We start from the raw sequence: 14,516 nt of genomic DNA on the forward strand, positions 1-14,516 counted from the left end.
TCCGCACACCCTCTCCAGCCGGCGGTAGAGGGTGTGCGCCTCACCGACAAGGTGTGTACACCCGCCCCCGGTAGGTTCGGCTCATGAGCACTTCTCCCGACCCGAGCGGTACTCCCTTCCGGTCGCCCTCGAGCTATCTCGACATCCGAAGGATGGCCGGTCTCGCGCTCTCTCCCGACGGGTCCTCGCTGGTCGTCACCGTCTCCGAGCTGAACCCCGCTCGCACGAAGTACGTGTCGTCGCTGTGGGCGATCGATCCGGCGGGCGTCACCGCGCCGCGCAGGCTGACACGGGCCGGCACGGGTGACTCCTCTCCGACGTTCGCGGCCGACGGAGACCTGCTGTTCCGCCGCGCCGCCTCGGCGGAGGAGGGCGCGCCCTCCGCGGTGTGGGCGCTGTCGTCCCGAGGTGGAGAACCCCGACGCCTCGTCCACCGCGGCGGGGGAGTGTCCTCCGTCGTCGCGGCGTCCGAGGCACCGACGGTCCTGGTCACGGGCTCGGTGCTCGGGGACGTCGACCGCGACGAGTTCCTGCGGACGCTGCGCAAGGACTCGGCCGTGACAGCCGTCCTGCACAGCGGGTATCCCGTGCGGTACTGGGACGCGGACCTCGGCCCGGAGCGCACCCACCTGTTCGTCGGATCCGTCGACGGTCCCGACGCAACCGATGTCCCCCTCACCTCGCTGACTCCCGCACCGGGTGGATCGACGGGCGGCGGTGAGTACCGCGACACCGGTGCCGACGTGGCGCCGGACGGTTCGTTCGTGGTGGCCACACGCAAGGTGTCGGGAGCCGACGCGAGCACCCGGCAAGTGCTGGTCCGGCTCGACACGGCGGGCGGCGCAGCGACGGTGCTCGTCGACGACGAGGAGGCGGACGTCGCGTCGCCGGTCGTCTCACGGGACGGCACCCGCGTGGCGTATCTCCGCGAGAGCCGTCCCTCACCCGACACCGCCCCGCGGGTGGACTTGTTCGTCCTCGATCTCGCGACGGGAACGACCGAGCAGTGGGCGCCGGGGTGGGACAGGTGGCCGACATCGGCGACGTGGACCGCGGACTCGACGGCCCTGCTCGTGACGGCGGACGACGGCGGCCGAGCACCGATCTTCGTCGTCACACCCGACTCCGCGACGATCCTGACGCCGGGAGAGCACGCCTACACCGATGTGCGCGCGGCACCCGACGGTGACGTCGCGTACGCGATGCAGGCCTCGTATCGCGTTCCGCCGCATCCTGTTCGGATCGATCTCTCCACAGGCGAGGTCGCGGCGCTCCACGTCCCGGTGGACCTTCCGGAGCTACCGGGCACACTCGAGGACGTCTCGACGGTGACGGACGACGGGACCACCGTCCGGGCGTGGCTCGCGCTGCCCGAGGGCACGTCGGCGGACTGGCCGGCGCCGTTGGTGCTGTGGGCGCACGGAGGTCCCCTCGGATCGTGGAACACGTGGTCGTGGCGGTGGAACCCCTGGATGCTGGTCGCGCAGGGGTACGCGGTCCTGATGCCGGACCCCGCGCTGTCCACCGGGTACGGACAGGACTTCGTGCAGCGCGGATGGGGCAGGTGGGGCAAGGAGCCGTACACCGACCTGATGGCCGTGACCGATGCCGTCGAGGCGCGGGACGACATCGACTCCACCCGCACCGCGATGATGGGCGGCTCCTTCGGCGGGTACATGGCCAACTGGATCGCCGGTCACACCGACCGTTTCCGGGCGATCGTCTCGCATGCCGGTCTCTGGGCGCTGGACCAGTTCGGACCCACCACCGACGACGCGTCCTACTGGGCACAGGAGATGACGCCCGAGATGGCGTTCGAGAACTCGCCGCATCTCTACGTCGCGGACATCTCGACTCCGATGCTCGTCATCCACGGCGACAAGGACTACCGCGTCCCGGTCGGTGAGGCCCTGCGGTTGTGGTGGGAGTTGCTCTCCGAGTCCGCGACTGCGACCGATGCCGAGGGCGAGACCGTCCATCGCTTCCTGTACTTCCCCGACGAGAACCACTGGATCCTCTCGCCGCAGCACACCGCGGTCTGGTACGGCGCCGTGCACGCGTTCCTCTCCGAGCACGTGCTGGGCCAGCCCGCACCGATGCCCGAGATCCTCGCGGCGCGACCGGGGAAACTCACCGATCCCGAGGAGAACTAGAATCACCCGGTGACCAGATCGACGACTGTCCCCGAAGACAATCCCGCAGACCGCCTCCCGAAGTCCTGGAACCCCGGCGAGGTCGAAGCAGAGCTCTACCAGGGATGGGTCGACGCAGGCTACTTCGTCGCCGATCCGGAGAGCGCGAAGCCCGGCTACTCCATCGTGCTGCCCCCGCCGAACGTGACCGGCAGCCTGCACATGGGCCATGCGTTGGACCACACGTTGATGGACGTGCTGTCCCGCCGCAAGCGCATGCAGGGCTACGAGGTGCTGTGGCTCCCCGGCATGGACCACGCCGGTATCGCCACGCAGTCGCTCGTCGAGAAGAAGCTCGTGGCCGAGGGAACGTCGAAGGACGATCTCGGACGCGAGAAGTTCATCGAGAAGGTCTGGGAATGGAAGCGCGAATCCGGCGGGACCATCGGCGAGCAGATGCGCCGCATCGGCGACGGTGTCGACTGGAGCCGTGAACGCTTCACCATGGACGAGGGTCTGTCACGCGCCGTGCAGACCATCTTCAAGATGCTGCACGATCGCGGGTTGATCTACCGCGCCGAGCGACTCGTCAACTGGTCGCCCGTGCTGAAGACGGCGATCTCGGACATCGAGGTCAAGTACGAGGACGTCGAGGGCGAGCTGGTCTCGCTGCGGTACGGCTCGCTGAACGACGACGAACCCCACGTCGTCGTCGCCACCACCCGCGTCGAGACGATGCTGGGCGACACCGCCGTGGCGGTTCACCCCGACGACGAGCGCTACACCCACCTCGTGGGCACGACGCTGCCGCACCCGTTCCTCGATCGCGAGATCCCGATCATCGCCGACGATTACGTCGATCCCGAGTTCGGTACCGGCGCAGTCAAGATCACGCCCGCACACGACCCCAACGACTTCGAGATGGGTATGCGGCACTCGCTGCCGATGCCGTCGATCATGGACACGTCCGGACGCATCGTCGACACGGGAACGCAGTTCGACGGAATGGACCGCTTCGAGGCACGCGTCGCCGTGCGCGAGGCGTTGGCCGAGCAGAATCGCGTCGTCGCCGAGAAGCGGCCGTACGTCCACAGCGTCGGACACTCCGAGCGCAGCGGTGAGCCCATCGAACCCCGACTGTCCCTGCAGTGGTGGGTGAACGTCTCCACCCTGGCGCAGTCCGCCGGTGACGCCGTGCGCGACGGGCGCACCGTCATTCATCCGAAGAGCCAGGAACCGCGCTGGTTCGCATGGGTCGACGACATGCACGACTGGTGCATCTCTCGTCAGCTGTGGTGGGGCCACCGCATCCCCATCTGGTACGGCCCCGACGGCGAGACCGTGTGCCTCGGACCGGACGAGACCCCGCCCGAGGGCTGGGTCCAGGATCCGGACGTGCTGGACACCTGGTTCTCCTCGGGCCTGTGGCCGTTCTCGACGATGGGGTGGCCCGACCGCACTCCCGACCTCGAGAAGTTCTATCCCACCAGCGTTCTCGTCACCGGCTACGACATCCTGTTCTTCTGGGTGGCCCGGATGATGATGTTCGGCACCACGATCGGTGACCAGCTTCCCGGTCCCGTCCCGTTCCGCGACGTGTTCCTGCACGGCCTGGTGCGCGACGAGTTCGGCCGCAAGATGTCGAAGTCCAAGGGCAACGGCATCGATCCGCTCGACTGGGTCGACCGCTTCGGTGCCGACGCGTTGCGCTTCACTCTCGCTCGCGGAGCGCACCCCGGCGGCGACCTGTCGGTGGGTGAGGACAACGCGCAGAGTTCCCGCAACTTCGCCACCAAGCTGTTCAACGCCACGAAGTTCGCGTTGATGAACGGCGCAGTGGTGCAGGAACTTCCGGCTCGGTCGGACCTGACCGACGCCGACCGGTGGATCCTCGATCGGCTCGCTCTCGTGCGCGCCGAGGTCGACGACGCGTTGGACCGCTACGAATTCGGCAAAGCCTGCGAATCGCTGTACCACTTCGCGTGGGACGAGGTGTGCGACTGGTACCTCGAACTCGCGAAGGTGCAGTTCGCGTCCGAGACACACGCCGACAACACCCGCGCCGTTCTCGGCGTCGTGCTCGATTCCATCCTGCGTCTGCTGCACCCGGTGATCCCGTTCGTGACCGAGACGCTGTGGAAGGCGCTCACCGGCGGTGCCAGCGTCGTCGTGGCCGACTGGCCCCGCGAGACCGGTGTCGGCGCCGATCCCGTTGCCCAGCAACGTGTCACCGACATGCAGAAGCTCATCACCGAGATCCGACGGTTCCGCAGCGACCAGGGAGTCAAGCCCAAGCAGAAGGTCCCGGCGCGCCTTGTCGGCATCGACGAGGCCGACATCGCGTCGCTCGTCCCCGCGACTCGCGCACTGTCCTTCCTCGTGGAGCCCGAGGACGACTTCGCCGAGACCGCGTCGATCGAGGTCCGACTCTCCCTCGGAACCGTGACCGTCTCCGTCGACACCTCGGGAACCGTCGACATCGAGGCCGAGCGCAAGCGCTGCGAGAAGGACCTCGCCGCGGCAGTCAAGGAACTCGAGGCCACCACCGCCAAGCTGGGCAACGAGGCCTTCGTCGGCAAGGCGCCGGAAGCCGTCGTCGACAAGATCAAGGGGCGTCAGCAGATCGCCCGCGAGGAGGTCGAGCGGCTCACGCGTCGACTGGGCGAACTCACGAGCCAGGGAAAGTCGGGCACGGCATGACCTTCCCCGGAACCTCCGGCCCCGACGGAGTGGTGGGGCCCTCGCCGGTGGACCTGGCCGAGTTCGCACTCGTCGAGGCCGAGCTCGATCAGCGTTGGGGTGAGACCACCATCGAGCCGTCGCTGACCCGCATCAGCGCGTTGATGGACCTGCTCGGTTCACCGCAGGCGAGCTACCCGTCGATCCACGTCGCGGGCACCAACGGCAAGACTTCCGTGACCAGGATGATCGAGGCTCTGCTGCGGGCCTTCCATCGTCGGACCGGCCGGACGACCAGCCCGCATCTGCAGATCGCCACCGAACGCATCGCCGTCGACGGACTGCCGTTGACGCCGCGGCAGTACGTGGACACGTACCGCGAGATCCTCCCGTACGTCGAGATGATCGACGCGCAGTCCGAGGCCGCCGGGGGACCGGCGATGAGCAAGTTCGAGGTCGTCACCGCGATGGCGTTCGCCGCGTTCGCCGAGGCGCCCGTGGACGTGGCCGTCGTCGAGGTCGGTCTCGGCGGTCGTTGGGACGCGACGAACGTGGTGGATGCGCAGGTATCGGTGATCACGCCGATCGGGATCGACCACATCGAGTACCTGGGGACCGATCTCGCGGGCATCGCGGCCGAGAAGGCCGGCATCATCAAGAAGGCGCCCGAGCGACTCGATCCGATCGACACGGTCGCGGTCCTGGACGAGCAGCAACCCGAGGTCACCGACGTGCTGTTGCGTCGCGCCGTCGAGATGGACGCCGCCGTGGCCCGCGCGGGTTCCGAGTTCGTCGTGCTCGCTCGTCGCGTCGCGGTCGGTGGACAACAGCTCGAACTCCGCGGACTCGGCGGGATCTACGACGACATCTTCCTGCCGCTGCACGGCGAACACCAGGCACGTAACGCGTCACTGGCGCTCGCTGCCGTCGAGGCGTTCTTCGGAGCGGGAGCGGACCGCGGCCTCGACATCGAGACCGTCCGCGAAGGGTTCGCCTCGGTGGTCAATCCGGGACGCCTCGAACGCGTCCGTAACGCGCCCACCGTGTTCATCGACGCCGCGCACAACCCGCACGGAGCGTCGGCGCTCGCCGCCACGCTGACCGCGGAGTTCGACTTCCGCAAACTCGTCGGTGTCGTCGCCGTCATGAAGGACAAGGACGTCGACGGCATCCTCCAGGCACTCGAACCCGTTCTGGACGAGGTGGTGGTCACGCACAACGGATCCCCCCGCGGACTCGAGATCGACGCACTCGCCGACGCCGCCGTCGCCAAGTTCGGCGACGAGCGGGTGGTGGTCGCGGAGACGCTGCCCGATGCGCTCGAGATCGCCATCGGTATCGCCGAGGACGTCGCCGACGAGGGCGAAGCAGTCTCCGGGGCCGGCGTCGTCGTCACCGGATCGGTGACGACCGCGGGCGCGGCCCGCACCCTCTTCGGGAAGGACCCGGTATGACCACCGCCGAGACAGGGCAGTTCCCGCCGCCCGCACGTGACCCGTGGAAGGGATTCCGCGGTGTCTGCGCCGGCACCCTGGTTCTCGAGGCGATCGTGGTGCTGCTCGCGCTGCCGGTCGTCGGAACCGTCGGCGGAGGCGTCACCTGGATCAGCGGCACGTACCTCGTCGGCCTCGGGGTCCTGATGATCCTCGGCGCCGGCCTGCAGGGGCGCTCGTGGGCTCTGTCCTTCGATCTCGGACTCCAGGTGCTGGTCATCCTCGGTTTCCTCGCCCACCCGTCGATCGCCGTCGTCGGGGTGCTGTTCCTCGCCGTGTGGCTGTATCTGCTCTACCTCCGACGCGACCTCCGTCGGAGGATCGCCGAGGGCCGGTTGCCGTCCCAGCGTGAGTGACGGGGTGCGCGAGCGCGCCTACCCCGTCCTCTAGGCTCTGCGATCGTGACCGAACGCACTCTCGTCCTGATCAAGCCCGATGGCGTCGCTCGTCGATTCGTCGGGGAAATCCTCGGCCGTGTCGAGCGCAAAGGCCTCGACCTCGTCGCGCTCGACCTGCGCACCGTGTCCCGTGACGTGGCGGAGCAGCACTACGCCGAGCACGCCGAGCGCCCGTTCTTCCCCGACCTGATCGACTTCATCACCTCCGGTCCCCTCGTGGCCGCGGTGCTCGAAGGTCCCCGAGCGATCGAGGCGTTCCGCCAGCTCGCCGGTGGCACCGACCCCGTCGCCAAGGCCACGCCCGGCACCATCCGCGCCGACCTCGCACTCGACGGTCAGAAGAACCTCGTCCACGGCTCGGATTCGACCGAGTCCGCCGCTCGCGAGATCGCTCTCTGGTTCCCTGAGCTGGGCTGATGTCCGCCCCGCGCCGCGTGCCGTGCCACTCGAGCGGCAATGGCACGCGGCGGTCGGGGAGTGTGGGATAGTGGAAGAGGTTGCGGCGCGCACCACGCGAACGTGACCGGATGACATCCACGGACCCGATGCCCGTCATCGCGGACATGCGCCGACACGGGTGCGAAGCTTCTATTCGTACCGTTGGCGCGTCACGCTGAAGATCAGGCGCTCGGACCGGCCATCCGCCCAGGCATTGCGGCGATCTCCGCCGACCGTCCCGGTCGACGACCCGTCGTTCTGCGAACCCGCTTAGTCGACGGGATCTCCCGATCCCGCGAACGAACCATGACTCTCGTGTGGCCGCGTGCCATCCGACGGACGACGCCCGATCGGGCACTGTCGACCGTGGATGCTCGCGCCCGGGAGCCCGAGGAGAACACGTGGCCGACAACGTGCCGCCCCAGACATCGCAGGACCCGAACACCGAAGCGCAGGCGTTCCCCGAACGCATTCGCGTACACGCGCTGGCCAAGCTGCTGGGCGTGACCAGCAAGCAGGTCGTGGCGCAGCTCGCCGAGATGGGCGTCGACGTCCGTAGCGTGCAGTCGAGCGTCGTCCGCGCCGACGCCGAGACCGTCGCCTCCGCTCTCGGTGGCTCCGTCGTCACCCAGAACGTGACCCCCGAAGCAGAAGCAGTGGTCGAGGCAGAGCCCGCCCCCGCAGCGGCGCGTGTGGAGCCGGACCTCTTCACCAACATCGAGACCACCGAAGCCACGGCACCGTCGACTGCCGGTCCGGCTTCGGTGCCGGTCTTCCTGCAGCCCGAGGCCGCCCCCGAGGCACCGAAGGCTCGCCGTCGAGCTCGAAGCCCGAAGAAGGTCGAGACACCTGCAGCCGAGGCGCGTGTAACCGAGGCGCCTGTAACCGAGACGCCTGCCGTCGAGACGCCCGCTGCGGAGGCGCCTGTCGCCGAGACGCCGTCGCCCGAGGTTCCGACGCTCGAGGTTCCGGCCGACGCGTCGGACGAGGCCGCGAACGATCAGGACACCGCCGAATCCGCCGAGCAGGAGTCCAACGACCAGGACGGTCAGTCCGGTCCTCGCCGCCGCCGTCGCGGACGCCGTGGACGTGGCCGCGGTCGTGGCGACGCGCAGACGGACGATCAGGACGACTCGGACGACGACTCCGACGAGTCGTCGACCGATGCCGTCGCGTCGGACCAGCCGACCGACCAGACGAGCACCTCGGACGAGACGTCCACCGATTCCGAGGCGACTCCGGACGCGGACGCCTCCGAGTCGCAGGACGACGACACCGAGGACGCAGCCGAGGCATCGCCGCGCAGGTCGTCGAACCGGCGTTCGCGCAGTCGCCGATCCGCGAGGTCGGAGTCGAGCGCGACCGACGAGTCGACGCCCGACGATGCGCCCGAGTCGGATACGTCCGACGATGCGGACACCGCCGAGTCCGCCGAGAGTGACGACGACGAGAGCACGGCCGACAGCGCGAGCCGCCGTCGCCGGCGTCGCCGCCGTCGCAAGAGCGGAGCCGACGGCGCCGACGGCGATGCCACCACCGAGGACGACCCGCCCAACACCGTCGTCCACGAGCGTGAGCCGCGGCAGCGCAAGGCCAAGGACGAGGTCCAGGGCATCACCGGGTCCACCCGGCTCGAGGCGAAGCGTCAGCGTCGCCGCGACGGGCGTGACGCCGGTCGTCGTCGCCCCCCGATCCTCACCGAATCAGAGTTCCTCGCACGCCGTGAGTCCGTGGACCGCACCATGGTCGTGCGGGAGAAGGCACTGGCCGGTCAGCCCGATCTGACGCAGGTCGCGGTGCTCGAGGACGGTGTCCTGGTCGAGCACTTCGTCACCAGCACCGCATCGGGATCGATCGTCGGCAACGTGTACCTCGGTCGCGTGCAGAACGTGCTGCCCAGCATGGAAGCTGCATTCATCGACATCGGCAAGGGCCGCAACGGTGTGCTCTATGCCGGTGAGGTCGACTGGGACGCAGCGGGTCTGGGCGGGAACAGCCGCAAGATCGAGCAGGCGCTGAAGCCGGGCGATCAGGTTCTGGTGCAGGTCAGCAAGGATCCGGTGGGCCACAAGGGTGCCCGCTTGACGACGCAGATCTCCCTGGCCGGACGGTTCCTGGTGTACGTGCCGGGTGGTTCGTCCACCGGCATCAGCCGCAAGCTTCCCGACAACGAGCGCAAGCGTCTGAAGGACATCCTGCGCGACATCGTGCCCGCCGAGGCAGGCGTCATCATCCGCACCGCGTCGGAAGGCGTCAGCGCGGAGGAACTCGCTCGCGACGTCACCCGTCTGCAGGCGCAGTGGGCCATGGTCTCCGAGCGATCCACCGGTGCCGAGTCGGCCAAGGGTTCGGCGCCCGTCACCCTGTACGAAGAGCCGGATCTGCTGGTCAAGGTCGTCCGCGATCTCTTCAACGAGGACTTCTCGAAGCTCGTCATCGAGGGCGATCGTGCGTGGTCGACGGTGCAGAGCTACATCGAGACCGTGGCTCCCGACATGCTGTCGCGGGTCGAGCGGTACACCTCGTCGTCGAAGGACGTCGACGTCTTCGCGGCCTACCGCATCGACGAGCAGCTGGCCAAGGCGCTCGACCGCAAGGTGTGGCTGCCGTCGGGTGGCACGCTGGTCATCGACCGCACCGAGGCCATGACCGTGGTGGACGTCAACACCGGCAAGTTCACCGGTGAAGGCGGCAACCTCGAGGAGACCGTCACACGCAACAACCTGGAGGCGGCCGAAGAGGTCGTCCGCCAGATGCGACTGCGCGACATCGGCGGCATGATCGTCGTCGACTTCATCGACATGGTCCTCGAGTCGAACCGTGACCTGGTCCTGCGTCGTCTGACCGAGGCTCTCGGCCGCGACCGCACGAGGCACCAGGTGTCGGAGGTGACGTCGCTCGGACTGGTCCAGATGACGCGTAAGCGTATGGGTACCGGCCTGATCGAGGCGTTCTCCACCACCTGTGAGCACTGCCACGGGCGTGGACTGATGATGCATCAGTTCCCCGTCGAGGCTGCCAAGGACGACGGTGGACGCGGAAACTCGCGCTCGGACAACTCCCGGTCGGACAACAACCAGCGCTCGGACAACTCGCGCTCTGACAACAACCAGCGCTCCGAGGGCGGCTCGCGTCGCCGCCGCGGGGGCAAGGATCGTTCGGACTCCCGTGCGCAGGACGCGGTCGACACGGGCGCGTCGGAGGACGACACGACCGACACGACGGTCGACCCGTCTATCCGCCGCGCACACCCCGTGGCACTGGCCATGGCTGCGCATCTGCACCCGGACGACGTGGCCGACTCGGGCTCGGATCCGATCGACGAGGCCGCCGCGGCGGTCGCCGCGGTTCGGGACGCGCGGACTGCGCCCGACGAGAGTCCGGCCACCGATGTGTCCTCGGACACCGCACCTGTCGACGTACCGGACGAGACCGTCGTCGAACCGGACGCCGCCGCGGCTCCCGCGACACGGCCACGGCGCAGCCGACGAGTCTCCCGTGCGGCGTCCGCGCCGGCCGGCGACTCGGCCGGCACGGTCATCGTGGTACCGAGTACTCCCGTGAACGGCTCCGCCGCAGCAGTATCCGAGGATTCCGCACCCGCGGTGGTCGAGGACCCCGCCGCCGTGACAGTCGGCGGCGGTGCGTCGGTGGCCGCTGCCGCACCGGCCCGACGTCCGCGTCGCCGGGCGGCGGGACGCCCGGCGGGACCGCCGCCCGGCGACGAGTCCTGAGGTGCGGCGGAGGGTCCGGTCGAGCGGTTTGACCGGGCCACGGACTCTGCCGTAATCTTTGACAGTCGCTGTCGGCGACGCGGCTCTGTCCTGTCCGCCGTGAGGTGGCAGGGAGAGACGCCCGAACTTCGGTTCGCCGGCGCAAGAACACCGCACGAGCACGGGCTGCAGTCCTGCAGCCATGAGACCAGTCGCGTCCCCCACGGGGCCGCGAGAACGCATCAAAGAAGCAAGGGGTAGCCCTCCGATGGCAACGTACGCGATCGTCAAGACCGGCGGAAAGCAGTACAAGGTCGCAGTAGGTGACCTCGTCAAGGTCGAGAAGATCGAGGGAGCGCCCGGAACGGCTGTCTCGCTTGCTCCAGTTCTCGTCGTCGACGGGTCGGACCTGACCACCGATGCATCCAAGCTGGCCGACATGTCTGTCGCCGGTGAGATCGTCGAGCACACCAAGGGTCCGAAGATCCGCATCCACAAGTTCAAGAACAAGACCGGCTACCACAAGCGTCAGGGACACCGGCAGAAGCTGACCGTCCTGAAGGTCACCGGCATCAAGTAAGTCCTCGATACCGGTACCATCCGGCGTCACCACAGCACTGGCTCCACCAACCCCGGGAGGGTTTCTCATGGCACACAAGAAGGGCGCGTCCAGCTCACGCAACGGTCGCGATTCCAACTCACAGCGCCTCGGCGTCAAGCGCTTCGGCGGCCAGTCCGTCAGCGCAGGCGAGATCATCGTTCGCCAGCGCGGCACTCACTTCCACCCCGGCGTGAACGTCGGCCGTGGCGGCGACGACACCCTGTTCGCTCTCTCTGCGGGTGCAGTCCTGTTCGGAACGAAGCGCGGCCGCAAGACCGTCAACATCGTCCCGGTCGCCGCAGACGCTCCGGTCGCCGTAGAGGTCTGATCCTCCTGCGGTGACAGCGTCGTCTCCGACGCTGCACACCTCGGCGCTGCATATCAGTACGCGTTCCCGTCAGGGGCGGTTCGGAGGGCTTCCTCCGTCCGCCCCTGACGGCGTTCCACCCAGCATCACTCTCGTTAGTTGTCTCGGAAGGACCACCCACCCATGTCGCGTTTCGTCGACCGTGTCACCCTGCATGTCAGTGCAGGCAAGGGCGGGAACGGGTGCTCCTCGGTCCACCGCGAGAAGTTCAAGCCGCTCGGCGGACCCGACGGTGGTAACGGTGGTCGCGGTGGCGACGTCGTCTTCGTCGTCGACCCGAGCGTCCACACACTCCTCGACTTCCACTTCCACTCGCATGCGAAGGCCGGCAACGGTACGCAGGGAGCGGGCAGCAACCGCGACGGCGCCATCGGCGAGGATCTGATCCTCGGTGTTCCCGACGGGACCATGGTCCTCGACAGCGAGGGACGCATCCTGGCGGACCTCGTCGGGGAAGGCACACGCTTCGACGCCGCTGCCGGTGGCCGTGGTGGCCTGGGTAACGCAGCCCTGGCATCGCGCGCACGCAAGGCGCCCGGTTTCGCACTGCTCGGTGAGGACGGCGTCGAACGCGACCTGGTCCTGGAACTGAAGTCGGTCGCCGACGTCGGCCTGGTCGGATTCCCCAGCGCCGGGAAGTCCTCGCTGGTGTCGGTGCTGTCCGCAGCGAAGCCCAAGATCGCCGACTACCCCTTCACGACGCTGGTCCCGAACCTCGGCGTCGTCTCGAGCGGGGACACCACGTTCACCGTCGCCGACGTCCCCGGTCTCATCCCCGGCGCGAGCCAGGGCAAGGGGCTGGGCCTGGACTTCCTGCGTCACCTCGAGCGTTGCGCAGTTCTCGCGCACGTCGTCGACTGCGCGACCCTCGATCCGGGCCGCGATCCCGTGTCGGACGTCGATGCTCTCGAGGCCGAACTCGCGGCCTACACACCGGCCCTGTCCAGCGACGCAGGGCTCGGCGAACTCGCCGACCGCCCGCGCATCGTCGTGCTGAACAAGGTCGACGTGCCGGAGGCCCTCGAGTTGGCGGACATGGTGCGCGCGGACTTCGAAGCCCGCGGGTGGCCCGTGTTCTCCATCTCCGCGGTCAGCCGGGAAGGTCTGCGCCCCTTGACGTTCGCGTTGGCCGAACTCGTCGCCCAGTACCGTCTCGATCACCCCAAGGCCGTTCCGCGTCGACAGGTCATCCGTCCGGTCGCCACCGACAAGGCCGGCTTCAGCGTCATCGCCGATCCCGACGTTCCGGGTGGCTTCATCGTGCGCGGTGAGCGCCCCGAGCGGTGGGTCAACCAGACGTCCTTCGACAACGACGAGGCCGTCGGCTACCTGGCCGACCGCTTCGCACGGCTCGGCGTCGAGGCCGAACTGGTCAAGCAGGGCGCACAGCCCGGCGCCTCGGTCACCATCGGGGACGTCAGCTTCGAGTGGGAACCGCAGACTCCCGCCGGTGTCGACGTCACGATGACGGGCCGCGGAACCGACTCGCGCATCGATCAGGTCGAGCGCATCGGCGCATCCGAGCGTAAGCACGCACGCCGTGTCCGGCGAGGGCTGGACAGCGACGACCAGTGACGGTGACACAGCCGCACGGGAGTACCCGGGAGACCATCGCGTCGGCTCGCAGCATCGTCGTCAAGATCGGCTCGTCCGCGTTGACGAGCATGGAGAAGGGCCTCGACCTTTCCCGACTCGACGCGCTGGCCGACGCCATCGAGGCGAGGATGCGCAACGGCACCGATGTGGTCGTGGTGTCCTCGGGTGCCATCGGAGCCGGCATGGCGCCTCTGGGCCTCAAGCAGCGTCCCCGAGACCTGGCCACCAAGCAGGCCGCCGCCAGTGTGGGTCAGCTCGCGCTGGCGCATGCGTGGGGCACGTCCTTCGGACGCTACGGCCGGACGGTCGGCCAGGTGCTTCTCACCGCCGAGGACATCGCGCGTCGCGCCAATCACCGCAATGCCCAGCGCACGCTGGACCGTCTGCGCTCGCTCGGCGCGGTAGCGGTGGTCAACGAGAACGACACGGTCGCCACGGCCGAGATCCGGTTCGGTGACAACGACCGGCTCGCTGCCCTGGTAGCCCATCTCGTCGGCGCCGACGCCCTGGTGCTTCTGTCCGACGTGGACGGTCTGTACGACGGTGACCCGCGCAAGGACCCGAACGCGAGGTTCCTGACGGAAGTGGCCAGTCCCGAGGATCTCGACGGCGTCGTCGCCGGGTCCGGGGGAGCGTTGGGAACGGGCGGCATGGCCTCGAAGCTGTCTGCTGCGCGTCTGGCTGCCGACGCCGGCGTGCCGGTCCTGTTGGCTGCCGCGTCGGATGCCGCGTCGGCACTCGGTGGCGGCGCGGTGGGAACCACGTTCACGGCTCGCCCCAATCGGTTGTCGGCGCGGCGTTTCTGGGTGCGGCACGCCGCCGATACGACCGGTGCGCTGATGCTCGATGCGGGCGCGGTGGCCGCGGTGATCGACCGGAGACGGTCCCTGCTGTCCGCCGGCATCGTCTCCGTCGCCGGCACGTTCGACGCGGGGGACGTGGTGTCCCTGACGGCGCAGGACGGAGCGGTCGTGGCTCGCGGTGTCGTGGCCTACGACTCGACGGAGATCACCGGGATGCTCGGACAGTCGACCGCCGACCTGGCGCCGGAACTGCGACGGCCCGTCGTGCACGCGGACGATCTGGTCCCCGGCTGACT

10 protein-coding genes are annotated in these 14,516 nt (G+C 68.7%); all 10 read left to right on the forward strand.

Features of this window, described 5'->3' with window-relative positions:
• Window positions 1-83: 83 nt before the first annotated feature.
• Window positions 84-2,153: a S9 family peptidase gene (locus tag ASG64_RS18800; protein ID WP_056075500.1), complete on the forward strand. Its 2,070-nt coding sequence runs from the start codon at window positions 84-86 to the stop codon at window positions 2,151-2,153.
• Window positions 2,154-2,162: 9 nt separating this feature from the next.
• Window positions 2,163-4,832 (forward strand): valine--tRNA ligase, encoded by a 2,670-nt coding sequence (locus ASG64_RS18805; RefSeq protein WP_056075504.1) that lies wholly within the window; start codon window positions 2,163-2,165, stop codon window positions 4,830-4,832.
• The gene (folC, locus tag ASG64_RS18810; protein WP_056075507.1) at window positions 4,829-6,265 is read left to right on the forward strand and encodes a bifunctional tetrahydrofolate synthase/dihydrofolate synthase; all 1,437 of its coding nucleotides are present in this window, start codon (window positions 4,829-4,831) and stop codon (window positions 6,263-6,265) included. Before ASG64_RS18805 ends, folC begins: the two co-directional genes overlap by 4 nt.
• Window positions 6,262-6,660 carry a DUF4233 domain-containing protein gene (locus tag ASG64_RS18815; protein ID WP_042572775.1) on the forward strand — a complete coding sequence of 133 codons (399 nt, stop codon included), beginning with the start codon at window positions 6,262-6,264 and terminating at the stop codon, window positions 6,658-6,660. Before folC ends, ASG64_RS18815 begins: the two co-directional genes overlap by 4 nt.
• Before the next feature lie 45 nt (window positions 6,661-6,705).
• Entirely contained in the window at window positions 6,706-7,119 is a 414-nt protein-coding gene (gene ndk, locus ASG64_RS18820; protein WP_042572776.1) for a nucleoside-diphosphate kinase, read from the forward strand.
• A gap of 422 nt (window positions 7,120-7,541) precedes the next feature.
• Window positions 7,542-10,874, forward strand: a complete 3,333-nt coding sequence (locus ASG64_RS18825) for a translation initiation factor IF-2 N-terminal domain-containing protein (protein ID WP_056076257.1) — start codon at window positions 7,542-7,544, stop codon at window positions 10,872-10,874.
• A gap of 247 nt (window positions 10,875-11,121) precedes the next feature.
• Window positions 11,122-11,433, forward strand: coding sequence for a 50S ribosomal protein L21 (rplU, locus tag ASG64_RS18830; protein WP_042572777.1), 312 nt, complete (start codon window positions 11,122-11,124; stop codon window positions 11,431-11,433).
• A 67-nt stretch (window positions 11,434-11,500) separates the two neighbouring features.
• A complete protein-coding gene (rpmA, locus tag ASG64_RS18835; protein WP_056075509.1) occupies window positions 11,501-11,782 on the forward strand; it encodes a 50S ribosomal protein L27 in 282 nt (93 codons plus the stop codon).
• Window positions 11,783-11,944: 162 nt separating this feature from the next.
• Complete coding sequence (gene obgE, locus ASG64_RS18840; protein WP_042572779.1) at window positions 11,945-13,396, forward strand: GTPase ObgE; 1,452 nt, start codon at window positions 11,945-11,947, stop codon at window positions 13,394-13,396.
• A 2-nt stretch (window positions 13,397-13,398) separates the two neighbouring features.
• Entirely contained in the window at window positions 13,399-14,514 is a 1,116-nt protein-coding gene (proB, locus tag ASG64_RS18845) for a glutamate 5-kinase (protein ID WP_156388415.1), read from the forward strand.
• Window positions 14,515-14,516: the final 2 nt, after the last annotated feature.

Source organism: Rhodococcus sp. Leaf247 (assembly GCF_001426185.1).
Lineage (GTDB): Bacteria > Actinomycetota > Actinomycetes > Mycobacteriales > Mycobacteriaceae > Rhodococcoides.